Source organism: Zhongshania aquimaris, assembly GCF_019312595.1.
GTDB classification, from domain to species: domain Bacteria; phylum Pseudomonadota; class Gammaproteobacteria; order Pseudomonadales; family Spongiibacteraceae; genus Spongiibacter; species Spongiibacter aquimaris.
Genome location: NZ_JAHWDQ010000001.1, coordinates 907,006 through 928,728, shown reverse-complemented (window position 1 = coordinate 928,728; position 21,723 = coordinate 907,006). Strand labels below are relative to the sequence as shown.

General features: G+C 50.1%; 17 protein-coding genes. 11 read left to right on the top strand and 6 right to left on the bottom strand.

Annotated features, from left to right (window positions below; genetic code table 11):
• Positions 1–8 precede the first annotated feature (8 nt).
• The 3 genes from KXJ70_RS04230 to KXJ70_RS04220 all read right to left on the bottom strand — a co-directional run bounded on the left by KXJ70_RS04230 (position 9) and on the right by KXJ70_RS04220 (position 2,831).
• On the bottom strand, positions 9–1,595 hold the full coding sequence (locus KXJ70_RS04230; RefSeq protein ID WP_219042198.1) for an alkaline phosphatase: 1,587 nt from the start codon (positions 1,593–1,595) through the stop codon (positions 9–11).
• 288 nt (positions 1,596–1,883) lie between these two features.
• A complete protein-coding gene (locus tag KXJ70_RS04225; RefSeq protein ID WP_219042197.1) occupies positions 1,884–2,342 on the bottom strand; it encodes an Rv1443c family protein in 459 nt (152 codons plus the stop codon).
• 90 nt (positions 2,343–2,432) lie between these two features.
• Positions 2,433–2,831, bottom strand: coding sequence for a GFA family protein (locus KXJ70_RS04220; protein WP_255558181.1), 399 nt, complete (start codon positions 2,829–2,831; stop codon positions 2,433–2,435).
• Between the two features lie 200 nt (positions 2,832–3,031).
• Here KXJ70_RS04220 and KXJ70_RS04215 point away from each other — a divergent pair, with 200 nt between their 5' ends.
• Positions 3,032–4,009 (top strand): transposase, encoded by a 978-nt coding sequence (locus KXJ70_RS04215; protein WP_219042196.1) that lies wholly within the window; start codon positions 3,032–3,034, stop codon positions 4,007–4,009.
• Positions 4,010–4,423: 414 nt separating this feature from the next.
• Here the strand turns inward: KXJ70_RS04215 and KXJ70_RS04210 are convergent, their stop codons facing one another.
• From KXJ70_RS04210 to KXJ70_RS04200, 3 genes are all read right to left on the bottom strand, one after another.
• Positions 4,424–5,419, bottom strand: coding sequence for a DUF262 domain-containing protein (locus KXJ70_RS04210; RefSeq protein ID WP_219042195.1), 996 nt, complete (start codon positions 5,417–5,419; stop codon positions 4,424–4,426).
• Positions 5,416–5,970 (bottom strand): hypothetical protein, encoded by a 555-nt coding sequence (locus tag KXJ70_RS04205; RefSeq protein WP_219042194.1) that lies wholly within the window; start codon positions 5,968–5,970, stop codon positions 5,416–5,418. Before KXJ70_RS04205 ends, KXJ70_RS04210 begins: the two co-directional genes overlap by 4 nt.
• Before the next feature lie 352 nt (positions 5,971–6,322).
• Complete coding sequence (locus tag KXJ70_RS04200; RefSeq protein ID WP_219042193.1) at positions 6,323–7,780, bottom strand: flavin-containing monooxygenase; 1,458 nt, start codon at positions 7,778–7,780, stop codon at positions 6,323–6,325.
• 481 nt (positions 7,781–8,261) lie between these two features.
• Between KXJ70_RS04200 and KXJ70_RS04195 the strand changes: the two genes are divergently transcribed.
• From KXJ70_RS04195 to KXJ70_RS04150, 10 genes are all read left to right on the top strand, one after another.
• Positions 8,262–8,966, top strand: coding sequence for an energy transducer TonB (locus tag KXJ70_RS04195; RefSeq protein ID WP_219042192.1), 705 nt, complete (start codon positions 8,262–8,264; stop codon positions 8,964–8,966).
• 74 nt (positions 8,967–9,040) lie between these two features.
• Positions 9,041–9,778, top strand: coding sequence for a MotA/TolQ/ExbB proton channel family protein (locus tag KXJ70_RS04190; protein WP_219042191.1), 738 nt, complete (start codon positions 9,041–9,043; stop codon positions 9,776–9,778).
• A 1-nt stretch (position 9,779) separates the two neighbouring features.
• Entirely contained in the window at positions 9,780–10,196 is a 417-nt protein-coding gene (locus KXJ70_RS04185; RefSeq protein ID WP_219042190.1) for an ExbD/TolR family protein, read from the top strand.
• A 55-nt stretch (positions 10,197–10,251) separates the two neighbouring features.
• Complete coding sequence (locus KXJ70_RS04180) at positions 10,252–10,872, top strand: PepSY-associated TM helix domain-containing protein (protein ID WP_219042189.1); 621 nt, start codon at positions 10,252–10,254, stop codon at positions 10,870–10,872.
• Positions 10,873–10,934: 62 nt separating this feature from the next.
• The gene (locus KXJ70_RS04175; protein ID WP_219042188.1) at positions 10,935–11,444 is read left to right on the top strand and encodes a DUF2271 domain-containing protein; all 510 of its coding nucleotides are present in this window, start codon (positions 10,935–10,937) and stop codon (positions 11,442–11,444) included.
• 73 nt (positions 11,445–11,517) lie between these two features.
• On the top strand, positions 11,518–12,342 hold the full coding sequence (locus KXJ70_RS04170) for a DUF4198 domain-containing protein (RefSeq protein WP_219042187.1): 825 nt from the start codon (positions 11,518–11,520) through the stop codon (positions 12,340–12,342).
• A gap of 33 nt (positions 12,343–12,375) precedes the next feature.
• Positions 12,376–13,938, top strand: a complete 1,563-nt coding sequence (locus tag KXJ70_RS04165) for an NADPH cytochrome P450 oxidoreductase family protein (protein ID WP_219042186.1) — start codon at positions 12,376–12,378, stop codon at positions 13,936–13,938.
• Positions 13,939–14,145: 207 nt separating this feature from the next.
• Positions 14,146–15,435 carry an efflux RND transporter periplasmic adaptor subunit gene (locus KXJ70_RS04160; RefSeq protein WP_219042185.1) on the top strand — a complete coding sequence of 430 codons (1,290 nt, stop codon included), beginning with the start codon at positions 14,146–14,148 and terminating at the stop codon, positions 15,433–15,435.
• Between the two features lie 9 nt (positions 15,436–15,444).
• A complete protein-coding gene (locus KXJ70_RS04155) occupies positions 15,445–18,552 on the top strand; it encodes a multidrug efflux RND transporter permease subunit (protein ID WP_219042184.1) in 3,108 nt (1,035 codons plus the stop codon).
• Positions 18,549–21,716, top strand: coding sequence for an efflux RND transporter permease subunit (locus tag KXJ70_RS04150; RefSeq protein WP_219042183.1), 3,168 nt, complete (start codon positions 18,549–18,551; stop codon positions 21,714–21,716). The genes KXJ70_RS04155 and KXJ70_RS04150 overlap by 4 nt, the downstream gene beginning before the upstream one ends.
• The last annotated feature ends 7 nt before the right edge of the window (positions 21,717–21,723 follow it).

Sequence of the window (21,723 nt, the reverse complement as noted above, 5' to 3'; positions counted from 1 at the left end):
CATTCTCCTTATTCGCTGTCCAGCAGATCAAGCGCTTGGTTAATCAGGTGGAAAACCATGTTTTGCTCAACAACGCCGCGAACAAATTGTGAACCGGGGCCGCGCGCGTGCAGGCTAATATCTTCTCCGGCATGGGTTTCAGAGCCCAGTGGTACTAATGCTTCCTGATGAAAGCCCGGTGACTCGGTGTCTACACTGGCGAGGTCAGCGCGTCCTGCTTGAATACTTTCTGAGTATACTGCGTCGGCATCTGTCACCGCGCCAAGGTCGTGAAAGCCAAGCCCGTTAGTGTAACCCACCGTGGTGTATGGCATGCCATCTGCCGCGGTTGTCGGCTCAGTTTCACCGATATTGACTACCTTGCCCAAAATCGGATTGCCACGTTTTGGGTAGCCCGCAATAGTGAATACATGACTGTGGTCAGCGGTAACCATAATCAGGGTGTCGTCGGGGCTGGTTGCATCTGCTGCCGCTTGTACTGCGTTTGATAATTCAATGGCGTCGCTTAGTGCGCTGTAAGCACTGCCAGCGTGATGACCGTGGTCAATACGACCTGACTCAACAACTAACAAATAGCCATTGCTATTCTTATTGAGAATGGCGATGGCCTTACTGGTCATTTCAGTCAGTGAAGGCTCGCCGGCAACGTCATTGCCGCGGTCTTCTTCGTACTGCATGTGTGACTCGTTGAACAGGCCAAACAACTTAGTAGTGGTGCTGGTGTCAACCGCGTCAAAGCTGCTCTGGTCAAACACATAACTACCGGCTGGGTAGCGTGTTTTCCACTCGGCAGTTAAATCGCGGCCGTCGGTGCGATCACCCTCAACACCGCTCACGGCGTCATTGCTATTAAAGGCGGCATCTTTAGGTAAAAAGCTGCGGCGACCACCGCCCATTACTACATCGAGACCGTCTACATCTGCGCCGTCTATGCGTGATTCCAAATTGGGTTCAAAGTTAACTAATTGCGACGCGATATCTTCGCAGCCTGCTGTTTTGGCAGCCGCAGGCATATCTCCGTCGTCTTCCCAGTTGCGATCAGCGGATTTAGCGTAGGCGGCAGCGGGGGTGGCATGGGTAATACGCGCAGTAGAAATAATACCTGTCGACATGCCTTTCATTTCCGCCAGCTCAATGGCGGTGATTAATTCATTACCGCTCACGGTGCTGCAGTCGCCACGTTCGATATTCTCGGCAACGCCCAATACACCCGCGTCGGTTTTAACACCAGACATCATTGCTGTCATGGTACCCGCAGAGTCTGGAGTCTGTGCATCAACATTGTAGGTTTTAACCAACGCGGTGTGGGGGAAGGCCTCAAAACTTAAAAAGTTTTCCTCACCGAGATCGCCGTTTTGTTGGCCCTGTAAAATACGTGCTGCAGTCAGGGTAGAAACCCCCATGCCATCACCTACAAATAGGATCACATTCTTTGCTTTGGCCGGGGTAGTGGCAGTGGCTTTAGTTTCTGTGCTTGTCGCAGCATCGGTATACCACGTGTTGTTGGTTTGATGAGAAGGCAACACAGCGGCAGCTACCTGAGTGGCTATTGTAAGGGGTAAAACCCCTGACAATATGGCGGTTTTAATACGCATTTTAAGGCTCCTGGTCTGGAAAATGACTTTTCCTATATAGGTATGTTGTGCGTGGGTGAGATCCCAGAAAAAATGAGCAGTGGCACAAAGCCACTTACCGGCACAAAGACTAGAGCCTTAGCCTTACAGTTTAATTGCGCTTATATTGAAGTTTTAAGACGATAAGATGACAGCGCCAAGAGCCGCTCTTTATTTGTTTTTTTATTGTTAGTGGAATGCATAGCTAGCAGCCTAGTGCTGAATAGGGCGTATATACATTTTGTGGGAAGGGCTGCGGACTAGGTGAAACTATGTGGCAGCACCGAGATATTTACTTAAGCGGCGATGCCTGTGGTTAAAAAAGGCGGCTATTACCTTACTGAGTAGCGGCCCGGCGAACTTAGGCTCAAATGACACCTCGTCCGTTAATATGCATCCCTCTTTATCCGGGCTTATGGTGCGCACATGCCGCCACGACCGCATAGATCCCATTTTTGATTGCTCTACAAAGCCAGCGCCCTCATCAAGGCTTTCCAGTGTTAAATCTGAGTAATCAATCGGTATGATCTTTAAGAAGCAAATCCAACTCCTAAACAGTCTTTTACCCGGCGTAAAATCAATTGTCGCTAAACTCGCAACCCCGCGAGGTGAAGACATTCGCAAATACGGAGACATCTCTTTCGATATTCCGTCGATGGACGTAATCCACTGCCAAACATCGTTTTTGGACGCAGTAAGGTGCGTCGAATTTCGTATCGTGTACTTCATGTATAATCTTGCCTAATGCGAGCTTACCGCAGTCACTGCAGGATATCGTGGCGGCGACTGCGGCGATAGCAGTGCCTTGATATGTAAACTCTAAACGCCAAAACTGTCGAAGACCTGCTGTTCAGTCAAATTCTCTGTTTGGTTTGAGAATTCGTAAGAACTCGGTTTCTGATCAATAAATATCTGCCGTTTAAAACTGATGCTCGATTCCTCGTTAAACAATCCTAAGGGAACGATGTACTCATCAGTTGGCTTTAGATGGTAGTACAAATGGGTGCCGCAATGACTACAAAAAGATCGTTCCGCCCACTCGGAAGATTCATAAACTTTGATTGAATCCTTGCCAGTAATACTGATATTCGAACCACAGTGCACAGCTAGAAGAGGGCCGCCTCCCCAGCGACGACACATGCTGCAATGGCATGCTTCAAATTCAGCTACATCGTCTGACTCGATGGTGACGGATTCGCAAAGGCATTTTCCTTTCATAATGTTTCCTCTTTTGTGGTTTGGATTTTCATTTGCTTAATGTTCTAGGGCAGAGGTGGGAATTTTTCTTGACAGGTATTTAAAAGGCAACTGCCTGCTATCTTGTTTTCTCCTCTCTCTCTTGAGGACAGGCACTCCAAAATTGACAAAACAATAACACTGCTTTATTTTCAATTCACCCATTCGTAAAAGGAATTACGATGACCTTACCCAGAAAATCCTTAGTCTGTGTCAACGACACGCCCTTCTACCACGTGACTTCTCGCTGCGTCCGACGCTCGTTTCTTTGCGGTATAGATCATGCAAGTGGCAAAGACTATTCCCACCGCCGGCTCTTTATTGAACAGCGCATTCATTTGCTCAGTAGTCTATTTGCCATTGATATCGCCGCCTACGCGGTGATGTCCAATCATCTGCACTTGGTTGTTAAACTCTCGCCCGATGCGGTCAATGACTGGTCTGATCAGGAAGTAATAGCGCGTTGGACTAGCCTATTCAAAGGGCCGTTATTGATTCAGCAATATCTTAAAGGTGTCGTGCTCCCAGCGGCAGAGCTGGCAGTATTAAATGACATTATCGCCCTCTACCGCCAGCGATTAGGGGATTTGGGTTGGTTCATGAAATGCCTTAACGAACCGATTGCCCGCATGGCAAATCAGGAAGATGGCTGCACCGGCCATTTCTGGGAAGCCCGCTATCGGTCACAAGCACTGTTAAGCGAAGAAGCACTACTCACTTGCATGGCTTATGTCGATCTCAATCCCGTGCGTGCTGGAATGGCAGCGTCGCCAGAAGAGTCTGATCACACCAGTATTAAAGAACGTACTCGCCCGTCATTAAACTTGGCCGAGGCAATCGCCAGTCTACTTCAATCCCACCAGCTCAATCACTTTACTGTTCCCCATAAACCCCTATTGCCCTTTGAGGGTACTGTCACTGACAAAGAACAACACGGCATTTTCTTCCGTCTCAAAGATTATCTGGAGTTGGTTGATCACACCGGCAGGCTAGTCCGCAAAGATAAGCGCGGCGCGTTTACGCTGCACCTCCCTCCTATTCTCAAGCGATTAGGCATTGATCAAAAGACTTGGCTAAATAATGCCGCCGCCTTTGAACTGATTTACCGCAAGCGATTTGCCAAAAGACAAAACCAAAAATTAGAAAAAAGAATCGCATAATCTTTCTAGACTTACTGATTATCTAGTCGGCGATTTAGCTCAAGAAAAGCTATTCCTCAAAACCACCCATCGCTAGCTATTTTTTTAAATATTTCCCCCTAAGGCAGCATTCGGTATAAAAACGGAGATCAATCGAGACCATTGGCTAAAATAATTTATGAAGTGCCTGTCTAATAATTCCAGTTGCGTGTGGCATTGCCAGTAAAGGCCCATGGCGCAGCTCTAAAACACCGGGGATTAATCAGGCATTATCCAATGCCTATTTAAAATCTCAGGGGCTTTATGAATTGCGCGATGGTTGGGTCAAGCTTCACCATTCTCAGTGAAACGCCCTGTGCGGACCAGGCGGCCCGACGTCTCGGTGCAGGGTGTTGTGGGGGCTGAGGGTTAGAGACCCTCGGCTACCCGATTAGCTTATACGATTAAATTTTGAATAGTATTCCCTCGTAGAATCCTATTATTTCTATCGTTACTACCCTGCAGAGCAGCTTTATAATAGTCGTTAGCTACTGGGTCTTTCTCTTTGTTTTCAGAAGCTTTTTCAACTTTTTCGAAAAACTCGTCTATATTATCCCTGGTTTTCGAGATATCAATTTCTTTCTTGTGCAGATACAAAGCCTTGTAAACTTCAATAAAAATACTATAGAAATCCGCCTTTTTAAATGCTCTGGATGAAGCAGGAAAATTTAGCCTTTCAATGCTGTTAATAACTTTACTAACACGTACTTCGAATTCTTTAGCCCTATCAAACTCCTCATTGTAACGCTCCAAAAGCGGCTCTATTTCTTTGTCTCGATTAAAATAACCTACGATAATTGCAGATAGCATTCCTAGGCAAAACCGAACATCATTCATTCGCTTGATATCTGTTGTTGTGAAAATTCGATAAGTGCTAAAAAATTCCATCTCAGACATCGTCTCAGCAAAAGCCTTAAATCCCCCGGCATACCTTGAGTTGTGGATTTCCATTGTGTTAAGACCATAGCTAGTAGAATTGATTCTCTGAAATATTTCTTTTACTTCATCGATAGGTTTGCTCCCCAAATCCCTGACTACAACTTCGTACTCCAAAAACTCCAATTGTTTTTGCTCATCAAGATTTGAATATTCGACTAGCTCTGCAGGTAATTTTAAATCCTCTGAACCTTTAAAATATTGGTATAAAGTGGTTATTCTTTGCTGGCCATCGACAAGTAACTCGCACCCCTCCCCAGTTTTCGGGTCGACCTTTCCAGCAGCAATATATATTTCTGGAAACGGAAAACCCTCTAGAACAGTTCGCACGAACGCCACCTTGTCTTTATTTGACCACACTAAACGTCTTTGAAAATCTGGTTGAGGCACAAGGGATTTATTACTTATTGCCGTCAACAAAACACGTAAACGCCGATTGGTTGCGGATGTTCTCATGTCTTCACCTCAGTTATGCACTGTTCTATGCATATTTTTTGATACTCTTGTAAGAAAAACCACGATTGATATAAACCACCCCTAATTTTGTAAGGACCATATCTTTCAGAGGTTGTTAGCTCATTAAAGAAATTCCACCAATTTTCCGTAAAACTAAAGTACTTACTCGATGGTAACTTATCTGGCCTAATCCACCCCTCAGAAAGATATTTAAAGAAATCAGCTGATTTTGGCCAATATGCCCCACTTCTTTGATATAAATATGCCTCTTTCCAAATCTTTTGGAATAGCTCTGTTGAAACAACCGCTATATCAATATCAGATTCATCATTAAACGCACCGTAACGTCTTTGGGGTTTTATGCTAAATCCTAATTTTCCAGATCCAACAATTAGTACATCATTAAATTCAACATCAAAATACTCACATATTTCCTCTTTTAGTTGATAATAATTAGCGTTATCCAGAAAGTGGCATGCACCGTTAAATATATGCTTTCTTACAATCTGAAGACTATTTAAGACCCTTAAATCGTCTTTGAATTCATTCATATATCCAGTTTCTCAAATAGGAGCTACAGTTTTGTTATGACAACTCAGGCTATATATTACTTTGGCCCCCTTATCACAGAGCTGGCTTTTAGCTTGATTGGGAAAATGATGGGAATTCAATGAGATGTCGACCTCGCTAGTAGCGCGTGCCGGCCAAACGAAGAACATTTCCCTATATTTCTGCCATGCATTCCTTTCCCTTGATCATATAGTGGTTTTTATAAAATTCAATGACTTATATAACTCGTCAGCTAGATAGGGGGAATGGCTCTATTGTTCACAGCGCTTAAACACGAGTGAATAGCGAGTCTTCGCGAGGCATTATCACTATATAGCGTAGCGGTGAGGGCTCTTAACCCCGCTCTTGCTGATACTCATCAAAATCAACGGTTTTCATTTCACGACCAAAGCGCGTTGTGTTGTAGGGCCAGTTGTTGATGATTTTGCCGGATTCATTTTTATACCAACTACCACAATCGCCTCCCCATACTGTATCAGCTAAGGCGTCTTGCATTCGCTTGTTAAACGCTTGTTGCGCAACGGCCGTTGGCTGAAGGCTGCGCAGGTCTTCCTTGAGGGTTTTTGTAATGCATTGCATTAAGTAGCCCACTTGTTTCTCTACCATATAGATAATGGAGCTGTGGCCTAGGTTGGTGTTGGGGCCGTAGAGCATATAAAAATTGGGGAAGCCTGCTAGGGCAACGCCGCGATGGGCTTCGGCGCCGTCGCGCCAAACTGTATTGAGCTCTATGCCGTTCTCGCCATGCACGATGAGTGGCACTAAAAAATCTGTGGCTTGAAAGCCGGTTGCGTACACAATGACATCGACCGGACGCGGAATATTATCGCGAGTTATTATGCCGTCGGAGTTCATGCCACTAATCGGTGATGTAACCACCTCTGCGTTGTCTTCTTCGAAGGCTTGATAAAAGTCGTCGCTGACCAATACTCGTTTACAGCCTAGGGGGTAGTCCGGGCGTAATACAGCACGTAGATCCGGATTACTGATGCTGGCGTTAAGGTATTGGCTTGTCATCCATTTTATAATTTTGCCGCGGAATGAGCCCGCTAACATTGCGCCGAAGGTGAAGCAATCTTGGCGGAGATAGTAATACAGTCGCAGTACTTTCTGTGTCCACGGCAGTTTTCTAAAAAGGCGTTTCGTCTTAGTAGGGTATTCTTGGTCTCCTCGCGGAATGATGTAACTTGCGCTGCGTTGGTAGACGTATAGTTTTTCGGCTTGTTTTGCCAAAACAGGGATGAGCTGAATAGCACTGGCTGCGCTGCCAATGACGGCAATACGTTTGCCGTTTAAATCTAGGTCATGGTTCCATCGCGCGGAGTGAAAGGTCTGACCGGTAAATTGCTCCGCGCCGTCAAAGTGGGGGATGTTGGGCCGGTTCAATTGGCCGATGCCGGAAATTAAGATACGGCTGCGTAGTTGCTCGCCATTTGCGAGGGTGATCAGCCAATGGCCTTCTTGTTGATAGTCAGCACTCACCGCTTCGCAATTAAAGTGGATATGGGGGCGCAGTGCATACTTGTCGGCGCAGTGCTGAAAGTAACGTTTAATTTCTAGTTGCGGCGAGTAGGTGCGGCTCCAGTCTGGATTGGGTTCAAAGGAAAAGCTATAAAGCGCCGAGGGCACATCGCAGCAGGCGCCTGGGTAGGTATTCTCATGCCAGGTACCACCGACGTCGCTGTTCTTTTCGATTATTTCAAAATTGCTAATGCCAGCTTCGCGTAGCTTGATTGCCATGCAGAGGCCTGACATGCCTGCGCCTAAAATGACGACATCTAAATTCTTCATTGCCTTCCTTATTATTTTTATTGCTCTATCTGTCGTTTACCTGCCGCAGTCAGCGATAGGGCAGCTTAGCTATAAAATGGTGGTGGCTTCTTACAGAGAGATAAGCCTAAGCACGAGCTACGAGCATAAGATGTGCTATCGCAAAAATATACGGGTAAACCGCCGATCTTATTGCCCTAAGTGGGTATTTTGGTCGCATCGCGCCACTAGCTGCCTACCTAGATCTAAAACGTAATAAAATTGTTTCTTATTTGTCTTTGATAATCATTATCATTTATAGTAATCTTGCGCCCTAGGTTTGGCGCTGCGGTTATTGCGCGCTGTTTTGGATAAATACCACGGAATTTAAGTGATAAATGCGCGCTGCGGACTGGCAATTTAATGGGGGAGGAGCTGCTTGCGGGTGCAAGGGTAGCGATAACGCCGTTATAGATTTGCCTTTCTCCCTTGGTGATATCTCTTTGTATCAAGGCTTTGGCAGATGAGAAGAAGGGATTCGTGGCTAGGCTTGTTCTTTGTGCTTTTTTTACATGGTGGAGCCATTGCCGCTGTATTTTGGTTGCCGTCACCTAAGAATAACGTATTGGTGATGCCCACTATTCAGGGCGTAATAATCCCGGCTCCACCTGCCGAGGCAGTGCAAATTCCCAGCGCAAGTAAAGCTCCCCCGCCGCAAAAGGAGGTCGAACCACCACCTAAGCCGCTTCCTAAACCGAAGCCAAAGCCAAAGCCCAAGCCGCTGCCAAAGCCAAAACAGAAATTGCCGCCGCTGCCAAAAGCGCCGCCGTCTGAGAAGGCGATACGCCGTGAAGATCAAGCTGAGGAGCCGCAATCTCCGCCTCCGCCAGTGCAGAAAACGGTGAAGCGAGCAGAGGAAGACAATAAGGCCTTGGGAGCGCCGATTACGCCGCCGCGCCATGACGCGAACCCTTTGAATAATCCTGCGCCGGCGTATCCGACTATTTCTCGGCGTTTGAAGGAAGAGGGCATCGTGATTTTAGAATTGCTGATTTTGCCTGATGGCAAGGTCGGAGAGGTGCGAGTTAAAAAATCCAGCGGTTTTAAGCGTTTAGACAAAACCGCGATGAAGGCGGTAAAGCGCTGGCGATATTTACCCGCCAAGCGCGGCGACGAGGCGATTTCTTATTGGTATTTACAACCTTTGGAATTCTCGCTGAATCAGTAACTGTAGTCATTCACAGCATTAGCCATTTTGAAGCGGCGTTAGCCCATGGCAAGATCGATTGAGGAAGTGGATTTATGGAAAACCCCTATGGCGTAGAAGCGCTCTGGACCCAGGGCGACATGGTCATCAAGGTGGTGGCAATGATGTTATTGGCGATGTCGATCGCCTCTTGGTATGTCATTGTCATTCGCTCTTGGCGTTTATTTCGTTTGCGCAAGCCGACCCGCGCGCTGGTGGATTTCTGGCACGCCCAGAGTTTTGCCGAAGGCTTGCATTTGCTTGGGAATCAGCGCGACAACCCCTTCCGTCATTTAGCAGAAGAAGGGCAGTCGGGCTTAGATCACCACGTAAATCACAAGGCTGATTTACACGGGCATTTGCCCCTGGCGGAGTGGCTCACTGCGTGCTTAAAGGGCTCCATCGACGAGAGTTCAGAAAACCTTCAACGCGGATTAGCCGTCTTGGCATCGGTAGGCTCTACGGCACCGTTTGTTGGCTTGTTCGGTACGGTATGGGGCATATATCACGCGCTAGTGAATATTGGTGTTTCTGGCCAAGCGGGCATAGACAAAGTTGCTGGCCCAGTCGGGGAGGCCCTGATCATGACGGCTTTTGGTTTGGCAGTCGCGATTCCAGCGGTATTGGCATACAACACTCTGGCCCGCGGTAACAAGGCGATTATCAGTAAGCTCAATCGATTTGCGCATCAACTCCACGCTTATTTAATTACCGGCGCGGCACCCGCTAATCGCAATGCTGAGTCTATTAGCAGTCTAGCCAAGGCGCAGCAAAAGCGCAGCGAGGCAGTCTGAGATGGCGTTCGGTGGTGGTCTGGATGACGACAGCAGTGAGGTAATGAGCGAGATCAATATGACGCCGCTGGTCGACGTGATGTTGGTCTTACTGATTATTTTCATTATTACCGTGCCGGTGATTACCAACTCGGTAAAAGTCGATTTGCCTCGCGCTGACAATACCCCGAATGAAATTAAACCGGATGCGGTGACCTTATCAATAACGGCGGACGGATTAATTCACTGGGACAAAACCGAGTTGTCGATGGAGGACTTGGAGCAGCGTCTTTACCTTGCTGCCGAGAAACCCGTGCAGCCAGAGGTGCATATTCGCGGTGACCGCAGTGCGACCTACGAGCATGTTTTAAAAGTCATGGCGGCGGTGCAGCGGGCGGGCATTTTAAAGTTGGGTTTTGTAACCGAGCCAGAGAGCTAATCGCGATGTTGGGATATTTTCACCGTGCGGCATGCTTGCCTAGAGTCTGTCATATATGAGTTTGAAAGGGTTTAGCGCGCCATGGCATTTGGGCTCATTGCGGCAATGGCATTGGATCAGCTCGGCGGTGTGCCTAGTCGGTATGCTGCTGTTTTCGGTCACCGGAATCACTTTAAACAATGCTGCAATCATTCCGGCTGTACCGGTGATTACGTCAATAGAAGCGGTGTTGCCACAGCAAATTTTAGACGACATCGAGTTACCGAACGCCGACAAGGCGCCACTCAATGTCGAGTTGCGAAGCTGGCTGGAGAGCGAGCTAAATATTTATATAGCAGGCTCGGTGCGCGGTGAATGGAGTGATGAAGACGTGTATGTGGCGTTGCCACGACCCGGTGGTGATGCCTGGTTGAGTTTGGATTTAACAAGCGGCGATATTTTGTACGAGCGCACCGCCCGAGGTTGGGTTGCGTATTTAAATGATTTGCACAAAGGGCGCGACACGGGTGCGGCGTGGAGTTGGTTTATCGATGTATTTGCGATTGCCTGCGTGGTGTTTTGTGTATCTGGTTTGCTGCTATTGCAGCGCCATGCAGCGAGCCGTCCCTCAACCTGGCCGATGGTGGGTTTGGGTTTGGTGATACCGCTGATACTGATAATTTTGTTTGTGCATTGAATGAATTATCTGTGAATTAATTTTTTAAATACTTTTTAAGAACGTAGTGAATAGGTGTGTTGATGATTAAGAAAATGACAGCGATGGGCCTAGTGGGCATGGCGATGACGGTGTCGGCGCAGGCGGGTGATATGGCGCTTTCCCTTGAGTTGCCGCGCATTGATGTTGCCGAGTATCACCGCCCCTACGTGGCGATGTGGTTGCAGAATGACGACAGCGGCGATGTAACGAATTTAGCCGTGTGGTATCAGCTAGATAAACGCGATGACAAGGGCGAGCAGTGGCTTAAAGATATGCGCCAGTGGTGGCGTCGCAGCGGACGTAGCGCAAGCATGCCGCTTGATGGGGTAAGCGGAGCAACACAGCAACCTGGTGTACATAGTGTTGATCTTGCCAAGGTGGCCGATTCCCTCGCCCCCGGAAGCTATAAATTATATGTCGAAGCGGCCCGCGAAGTTGGTGGTCGTGAGCTGCTTAAAATTCCGTTTCAGTGGCCGGTGACATCCTCAACGACCTTGGAAACTGAGGGTAAGACCGAGCTGGGCAAGATTCTTTTGAACTTAGCACCTTAATTATTCTGCTGACGATTTGGTATCGAAATACCGCGTCTGCCTTGGGCACTAAATAATATTTTGGAGACTGTATATGAAGAAATCTAAACTGGCGATAATTGCTTTATTGGCATGCTCACTCCCCCTTGTCGCGAATGCTCACCGTGCATGGGTGCTGCCCGCAGCAACGGTATTATCTGGTGAAAATGCGTGGGTGACTTTTGATGCGGCGGTGTCTAACGATATTTTTTTCACCGACCACGCGGCGATGCGCTTAAACGGCATGAAGGCTGTTGGCCCTGACGGTAACGAAGTCGAGTTGCAAAACCAGCACACTGGCAAATACCGTAGCAGCTTTGACTTAGAGTTGAGCAAAGAAGGTACTTATAAAGTATTTAGTGCCAGTAGTGGCTTGCGTGCGCGCTGGGAAACAGAAGACGGAAAACGCGGCTTTTGGCCCGGCCGTGGTGAAACGCCAGCACCGGGTGAGTTTAAAAAAGCCGTGCCTAAAAATGCAAAGAATCTGCAGGTGAGTCAGTCTTCCCGCCGTATGGAAACCTTTGTGACAGCAGGTCAGCCAAGTAAAACGGTATTTGCTCTGCAAAACCAAGGTTTAGAAATGGAGCCCATCACTCATCCCAATGATTTGTTCTCCGGCGAAAAAGCGCAGTTCCGTTTTATGATCGACGGCAAGCCTGCGGTCGGTGTTGACGTAACTGTCATTCCAGACGGTGGACGTTACCGCAACAGCCCGAATGAAATTAAAGCCACCAGTGATAAAAAAGGGGTGGTCAGCATCGAGTGGCCATCCGCAGGACGTTACTGGCTAGAAGCTGAATACCAAGATGATAAAGCTGCGAAACCGGCGACAACTCGTCAAGGTAGTTACTCGGCGACGTTAGAAGTGCTTCCCCAGTAGTACTTTACTGATCTAGCGCGGTAATTTTAGGTGGTGCTCACTGAGCGATTGCTACTCGTACTCGCCGTTTTGCTCGGGTATGCCGCGCTGTGCCTATGGCAATTTCGGCGCGGCAGTAGTGGGCGTCTGCAATCCGTTGACTCGTCCGTGTCTGCGGCGTCGATGCTGGTCGCCTACGCCAGTCAGAGTGGGGTAGCGCTAGCATTGGCGCAAAGCAGTGCTAAGGCATTACTGGCGATTGGGCCGGTGCGAGTGTTGCCATTAAATCGAGTTGATGACGCGGTATTGGCCGGTACTGAGCACGCCTTTTTTGTGGCCAGTACCTACGGCGAAGGCGAGCCTCCGGATAACGGCAACCGCTTTGCGCGGCGCTACTTAAACGGCAGTTCTGCGCAATTTTCGCATTTAAAATTCTCTGTGTTGGCGCTGGGCGATAGCGCGTATCAACATTTTTGTGCCTTTGGCCACAAGTTGCACGAGGGCTTATCCAGCCATGGTGCCGCACCCGTGTTTGCGCCCTTGGAGTTAGATGGCAATACCGCAGGCAATGCCGATGCGGTTTTGCAGCGCTGGTATCAGCAGCTCGCTCGTTTTGGCGCAGAGTCTTCACTGCCTGATCTCACAGAATTGTCTTTCCATCGTGATCACTACCAGTCATGGCATTTGGATGCCCGCAAGGTCGTTAATGTCGGCAGCGTTGGTGAGCCACTGGTTTATCTCAAGTTTTCGCCAGCTCAGGTTTTAGGTGATGTTGCGCTGGACACGCTGTGGCAGGCCGGTGATATCGCAGAAGTGTTGCCGCGCAATAGCGTTATTCGCTGCGCCGAATTTGCGGCAATGTACAAACTGGATTTTGACGCTAGCTTATTGATCGACGGCAAGGCCAGTAAGTTGATCGATGAGTTACAACGCCGAGCTTTACCTGCAAGCGATATCGCGGGCCCAGTGGTAGGCGATCCGGACTCGGTGTCGGCGTGGGTTATGAGTCTGCCATTACTGGCGAAGCGGGAGTATTCCATTGCGTCTGTGCCGGAAGATGGCAGCCTCGATTTACTGGTGCGGGTGCAGGGCCGCGACGGTATTCCGGGGGTGGCATCACACTGGCTGGGTAGACATTTAGCTGTCGGTGATTCACTCGCCTTGCGGGTGCGGCGCAACCCTCTGTTTCATGCGCCCGAGTCGAATATCCCCGTGATATTTATTGGCAATGGATCTGGTTTTGCCGGTATCCGCGCTCATCTTCGCGCGCGGCAGTTAAGCAATAGAAAAGACAATTGGTTGATGTTTGGTGAGCGCAGCCCCCGCGCTGATCGTATTTTTAGTGATGAAATTGCAGAGTGGCAAGATCACGGTTATTTGCCTCATATCGACTTAACGTTCTCGCGATGCAGAGAACAACCCGCCTATGTGCAAGATGCAATTTTAGCCAATGTAGCTGATTTGAAGGCATGGCTCAGCGCCGGTGCGGCGATCTATGTTTGCGGTAGCCGCGAGGGTATGGCCGCGGGTGTTGATCGGCAATTGCGCCGAGTATTGGGTGATGAACAGCTTGATGACTTGGCCGATGCGGGTTTGTACTGTCGAGATGTGTATTGAATACACCGCTATTGTCCACCGTGCGATCTCTTTGCTGATTTGATGCGTAGGCAAAGAGAGTGCGATTTGAGAGTATACTCACCCTAACTTTTTCAATTTATAGCGAGGGATTTTTCCCTTCGCTGTGTTTAAACATTATCGATATTTTTTCTGCTGAGTGACGAGTGTTGAATTCTTGCTGCAGCGTCCGCAATGGTTTTTTTATAAATGAATAATTCCCCACGTTTGAGTAGTTCTCGCAAGGCCGTCATTTGGGTGGTGTTATTGCTGCTATTTGTTGTTGGTATTTGGTATCTATTGGGTCGTACACCGCCGGCACCGGAGCAAGTCATGCGGAGGGGCTGGGGTGGTCAGACCTCGTCCGTGCGTGTGGTGCCTGTCCAAAAAGGTGGCTTAGACGTGCAAGTGCGTTCCATTGGCACTGTGACGCCAATGAACACGGTGGTGGTGCGCAGTCGGGTGGGCGGAGTTTTAGATAGGATTGTCTTCACTGAAGGGTCTGAAGTGAGCAAGGGCGATTTGCTCGCGGTGATTGATCCCGCTCCCTATCGTGCGCAGTTTGAGCAGGCACAGGGACAGCTTCAGCAAAATCAGGCGCAGCTTGCCAATGCCAAGGTTGATTTGAATTTGTATCAAGGTTTGTACGCTGAAGACTCAATAGCCCGTCAGCAGCTCGACAGTCAGGCTGCCCTGGTGCGGGAATTAGAGGGTGCAAATAAAAGCCAGCAGGCGCAGCTTGATGACGCGCGTTTGCAATTGTCGTGGACTCGTATTGAAGCGCCTATATCAGGGCGGCTTGGATTACGTCGGATCGATGCGGGAAATTTAATTGCCGCCAATGATAGCGAAGGCTTGGTGACTATCACTCAAACCCATCCGATCGCTGTTCTGTTTACCGTTTCTGAGGTAGAGGTTCCTGCGCTAGTTAAAGCGTTTAACGGTGGCGACTCCCTGCGCGTTGAAGCGTTAAATCGCAACGAACAAAATATCATCGCCACTGGCAAGTTGGTGACTTTGGATAATCAAATTGATACCACCACAGGTACGTTGAGGGTAAGAGCAGAATTTGAAAATTTGGATAACAGTTTGTTTCCGAATCAGTTTGTTAATGTGCGTTTGCGTTTGAACAGTATTGCCGACGCGTTAACTATACCTGCCGACGCTGTTCAACATGGCTCGCAGGGTAGTTATGTGTACGTGGTGGAAGACAGCAAAGCGTATATTCGGCAGATTACCACCGGCATCGTTGATAGCGATCGCGTTGCGGTTATAGACGGTTTGCAAGCCGGCGATCGGGTAGTGATAGAGGGCTTGGATCGTCTGCGCGATGGCCGCGATGTCACCGTCGATGGTGATGCGCCGGTGCCCGCTGCAGAGCGGCGGGCGGGTGGCGCAGCGGATTCACGCTCTCGCGAGGGTGGAAAAGCACCCAATGGCGCGGCAGCAGGTCAACGCCCAAATCGTGATGGCGGCGCAGCCGCGCCGTCACCGCACTAAGGCGCGATCATGAATAGTATGTCGCGCCCTTTTATTTTACGGCCGGTGGCCACTTCGCTGCTGATGCTCGCGCTTTTGGTGGCGGGTGTGTTGGCATGGCGACTGCTGCCGGTAGCGGCATTGCCGCAGGTGGAATATCCCATCATTCAGGTCTTTACCTTTCATCCAGGCGCGGGGCCAGACGTAACAGCGCGCACGATTACGGCGCCTTTAGAAAGACGGTTGGGGCAAATTCCAGGCCTTAAACAAATGGCCTCTACTAGTTCGGGCGGTGCTTCAGTTATTACCTTGCAGTTTGCCTTAGAGGTGGACCTAGGTGTTGCCGAGCAAGAAGTTCAGGCGGCACTTAACGCCGCAGACAGTCTATTACCCAATGATTTACCGACACCGCCGATTTATCGCAAAGTGAACCCCGCTGACGCGCCAATTATGACCTTGGCGATTAGCTCAGAAAGTCTGCCGCTGCCCGAAGTTCACGATTTGGTCGACACTCGTATGGCGCAAAAACTAGCACAATTGTCGGGTGTGGGCTTGGTCAGTTTAGCCGGCGGCCAGCGTCCGGCACTGCGTATACAGGTTAATCCCACGGCGGTGGCAGCTTACGGTTTAAGCTTGAATGAAATTCGTTCGGCAATTGCCGCGACCAATGTTAACCAACCCAAGGGCAGTTTTGATGGCCCCAATAGAACCACCTTGCTCGATGCCAACGATCAAATACGCTCGGTAAAAGATTATGAAAAGCTGATTATCGCTTATCAAGAAGGTGCACCACTGCGCTTGGGTGATGTGGCAAAAATTAGCGACGGTGCTGAAGACCGCTTTCTTGCGGCGTGGGCAAATAGTCAGTCAGCGGTACTGCTAAACATTCAGAAACAGCCCGGCGCCAATGTGATTGACGTTGCTGACCGGGTGCGGGCACTGTTGCCGCAGTTGTCCGCAACCATGCCAACGGCGGTTGACGTCACGGTGTTGAGTGATCGCACCGATAGTATTCGCGCCTCTGTTCGCGACGTGCAAAAGGAATTGCTGTTTGCCATCGGCTTGGTCGTGCTGGTGACCTTTGCCTTTTTGCGCAGTGTGCCGGCCACCATTATTCCCAGCATTGCCGTACCGTTGTCGTTGGTGGGTACTTTCGCCTTTATGTATTTGGCGGAATTTTCCATTAATAATTTAAGTTTAATGGCGCTGACCATTGCGACCGGCTTTGTGGTCGATGATGCCATTGTGATGTTGGAAAATATTGCCCGTCATCGTGAAGAGGGTGATACGCCGATGGCGGCCGCGTTAAAAGGCGCCAAAGAAATTGGCTTTACTTTAATTTCTTTAACACTGTCATTGATCGCCGTATTAATTCCGCTGCTGTTTATGGCAGATGTCGTGGGGCGGATGTTTCATGAATTTGCAGTGACCTTGGCGGTGGCCATTGCTATTTCGCTGGTGGTTTCGCTAACGCTAACGCCGATGATGTGCGCGAGAATGTTGCGCGAGCCACTGCAGTCTGAGGATGGTGCGCCCGGTGCAATGGATCGTTTTATTGCTCGCTACGGTGAGATGCTGGACTGGGTCTTGGCTCGTCAACCCGCTGCCATGATGGCGATGTTAGCGACCATTTTATTGACGGTCTTACTGTACTTTGCGGTCGATAAAGATTTCTTTCCGGTACAAGACAGCGGTGTCATTCAAGTCGTGACGGAGGCGCCGCAAAACACCTCGTTTGCGGCGATGTCCCGTCGTCAACAAGCACTGGCAGCCGCCTTGCTTGAAGACCCTGGGGTCTCGAGTTTGTCGTCTTTTATCGGTGTTGATGGCAGCAATACCACGCTGAATAGCGGGCGCATGTTTATTAATTTGCCCGCTCATCACGATCGTAGTGAATCGGTTTTCGATGTGATGGCGCGCTTGCGCGAGCGCGCCGACGATGTCGCCGGTATTGAAGCCTGGTTCCAGCCAGTGCAAGAGCTGAGTATTGAAGATCAGATTACCCGTACCCAATACCGCTTTACGCTTACTGCCGCCAGCACCGCCGAACTTGCCGAGTGGGTGCCCAAACTTATGGCGGCCCTGCAGCAGCGTTCGGAATTGGTCGACGTTGCCAGTGATCTACAGCAACAGGGCGACGAAGCGTATATCAATATTGATCGTGACGCGGCGGCGCGCCTTGGTGTGAGTGTATCGTCGATTGCAGACACGTTGCAGAACGCCTATGGTCAGCGCCAGATAGCGACCCTATTTACCCAATCGAATCAGTACCGCGTGGTCTTGGAAGTTGACCCCGTGCAGAGCAGTGGTTTGGCTGCATTGAACAATTTGTATGTGCCGACGGCCTCGGGCGTGCCCACACCACTGAATAGCGTGGCAACGGTGGAGCAGCGTTCAGCGGCCTTGCTCATTAATCATCAAGGCCAATTTCCCGCAGCCACCTTGTCATTCAATTTGGCTGAGGGAGCCTCGCTTGGTGAAGCGGTTAAGGCAATCGAAGCGGCCCAGCTAGAGATTGGTTTACCGCTGGGTATTGAAAGCCGCTTTCAAGGCGCCGCCGAGGCGTTTAGGGCCTCGCTGTCTAATACCTTGTGGTTGGTGTTGGCGGCGGTCGCCACCATGTATGTGGTGCTGGGCGTCTTGTATGAAAGCACGATTCACCCAATTACTATTCTGTCGACCTTGCCATCGGCAACCGTTGGTGCCTTGCTCGCGCTGCTTATCACCGGCCGGTCCCTGGATATGATCGCGGTCATTGGTGTGGTCTTACTGATTGGGCTGGTAAAGAAAAACGGCATTATGATGGTGGATTTTGCCCTCGACGCTCAGCGCAATCAGGGAATGAGTCCGCGTGAGGCTATTCATCGTGCGGCACTACTAAGATTTCGTCCGATTTTGATGACAACCTTGGCGGCCTTGTTTGGCGCCTTGCCGTTGATGTTAGCTGGTGGCTCGGGCGCAGAGTTACGTCAGCCATTGGGTTTGGTGATGGTGGGCGGTTTGCTGGTGAGTCAGGTATTAACGCTGTTCACTACCCCGGTAGTGTATTTGTTTTTTGATCGTTTCAGCGGTGAGGAATATTCAGGTTCAGATTTAAGCCTGAACGATGACGTCGATTCACCGAGTGGCAATGCATGAATTTGTCGCGCCCCTTTATATATCGTCCGGTTGCGACGGGCTTGCTGTCCTTGGCGTTGGTCCTGGTGGGTTTGCTCGCGTGGCGGCTGCTGCCAGTAGCGCCGCTGCCGCAGGTCGATTTTCCGGTAATCAGTGTCACCGCTAGCTTGCCCGGTGCCAGTCCGGAAAGTATGGCGAGCACGGTGGCGACACCACTGGAAAGGGCGCTCGGTAGTATCAGTGGTATCTCGTCAATCTCGTCATCGAGTAATCAGGGATCGACGCAAGTTGTGCTCACCTTTGATCTTGATCGAAACCTGGATGAGGCTGCCAGAGATGTGCAAGCGGCGATTAATGTGGTGCGCGGTGAGTTGCCTGCAGGTATGCCGGGCAACCCGGAATTTCGCAAAATAGATCCATCGCAGGCGCCTATTATGGGCCTGGCCTTGAGTTCGGAAAATCGTTCGCCCAGTGAATTATACGATGCCGCATCGACGATCCTCGCCCAGCGCTTGGCGCAAATTGTTGGGGTGGGTGAAGTTGGTGTAAGTGGCGCGTCTTTGCCTGCGGTGCGGGTGCAGCTAGATCCGGGCGCGCTATTGCATCGCGGCATTGCACTGGACGAAGTGCGCAACGCCATTACCCAGGCAAATGCCTTGCGTCCCCTAGGCGTTATTGAAGACAGTCGTCATCGCTGGCGAGTGAGTACCAATGACCCACTGCGCAAAGCCAGTGAATATCGCGATTTAGTGGTTCGTCACAATAACGGCGCAGTGGTGCGATTGGGTGATGTTGCTGAGGTTAGCGAGTCGGTAGAAAACCGCTATAGCAGCGGCTTCCACAATGATCGCCCGGCCGTAATCTTGATGGTTAGCCGTCAGAGTGGTGCCAATATTGTGGAAACCATCGACGCTATTTATCAGGAGTTACCGCGCTTGCGCGCGTTAATGCCAGCCGATAGTGAACTGTCTGTGATTATGGATCGCTCGCCGGTGATTAGGTCGACCTTAAGTGAAGCGCAACTGAGCCTGTTAATTTCCGTTGCCTTGGTCATGTTGGTGGTGTGGCTATTTTTGGGTAGCTTTCGCACGGCCTTAATTCCGTCAATTGCCATTCCCGTGTCATTGATCGGCGCCTTTGTCGCCATGTATTTCTACGGCTTTTCGCTTAACAATTTATCCTTAATGGCCTTGGTCGTTGCCTGTGGCTTGGTGGTCGATGACGCCATTGTCGTGCTCGAAAATATTGAGCGACATATTGAAGCCGGCTTGTCGCCACTGCACGCATCGCTAGTGGGAGCCAAGGAAGTAGGCTTTACCCTATTGGCGATGAACTTGGCATTGGTGGTGGTCTTCGTCTCTATTTTATTCATGGGTGGGGTGGTCGAGCGCTTATTCCGCGAGTTTTCAATTACCCTCGCGGCGGCTATGCTCATTTCGCTATTGGTGTCGCTCACCTTGACGCCGAGCTTATGTGCGCGCTGGCTGCGACCCCGCCGTGATTCACACTCTGTGGACGAGGAAGGCGGTGAAAAAGGTTTCGAGAACCGCATGGCTGCTTATAGCCATGAGATGTTTGAGTTCCTTAAAAATGCTTATGCCAGCAGTTTAGACTGGGCCTTGCGCCACAGCATTGTGGTGATGTTAGTGTTGGCTGGGGTGATTGCCTGCAATGTCTATTTGTATATTGCACTGCCTAAAACGACCTTGCCGCAACAAGATACCGGACAAGTGCGTGGCTTTGTTCGCGGCGATGACGGCTTTTCCTTCCAATTAATGCAGCCCAAAATTGAAGTGTTTCGCAAATACATTTTGACCGATCCAGCGGTTGCGGACGTGACAGGCACCAGCGGTGGCAGCGGCGGTTTGACCAATGCACAGCTCACCTTAAATTTAAAGCCGCTGTCTGAGCGCGCTGTCTCTGCACAAGCGGTCGTCGACCGATTGCGCGCTAACGCACCTAAAGTGCCGGGCGCGATGTTATACATGATGGTTGATCAAGACATTCGATTGAGTTCGCCGTTTAGTCGCAGCGAACATGAACTGTTACTGCGCTCGGATTCGCTGGAAGCCTTGGATATATGGAGTCGCAAAGCGTCGTTAGTCATGCAGGAGCTACCCGAGTTAACCGACGTTGATGCCATTGGTATGGCTGATGCGCGGCAGATCACCCTGAACATTGATCGCGAGCTAGCCAGACAGTACGGCGTTGATATGAGTACGGTGGCGTCCATGCTGAATAACGCCTTCTCGCAGCGTCAGGTTGCGACACTATACGATGATATGAATCAGTATCGCGTGGTAATGGAGCTGTCCCCCGGCTATACCTCGCAGCCTGCGGTACTGAGCCAGTTAAATGTATTGACCAGTGATGGTGCGAGAGTGCCACTGTCGACTTTCGCAACCTGGGATTACGGTATGGGCGAAGATCGCATTCGCCACGAAGCCCAGTTTGCATCAGAGGGAATAGGCTATGCCCTAGCACCGGGCGTAACGGCTGTCGAGGCAGAAAACGCGATAGCGGAGGCGTTAGATAGCATTATGCTGCCCACCGCAGTCCACGTTGCACCGGATGGCGGGCGCCCCGATTTTGGTGCCGATCTAAGTCAGCCGTGGTTGATTCTATGGGTTCTATTAGCGGTCTATTTGGTACTTGGGGTTCTGTACGAGAGCACCTTGCATCCGCTCACTATTTTGTCGACCCTGCCGTCGGCGGGAATCGGCGCGTTACTAGCGCTGAACATTAGCCAAACCCAGCTCAGCTTAATTGCCTTGCTGGGGCTATTTTTATTGATCGGCATCGTAATGAAAAATGCCATCTTGATGATCGACTTCGCGCTGCAAGCTCAGCGTCGCGATGGTATGTCGCCGGATTTGGCGATCAGACAGGCCGCGCGTTTACGTTTGCGGGCAATATTAATGACAAATCTCGCCGGCTTATTGGGGGCAGTGCCCTTGGCGATAGGCTTTGGTGAAGGCGCGGAATTACGTCGGCCCTTGGGGATTACGATTATCGGCGGGCTGGCTGTTAGTCAGTTCTTAACGCTGTATACCACACCGATTATTTATCTCTATTTAGAGCGTTTACGCCAATACGTATTGGGTGGCAAATCGCAGGGTGTGAATAGCGGCGAGAAGCGTCTCGCGGCGGACAATACCGATGCGGCTTATGCCGAAAAGAAGTGATGAATTT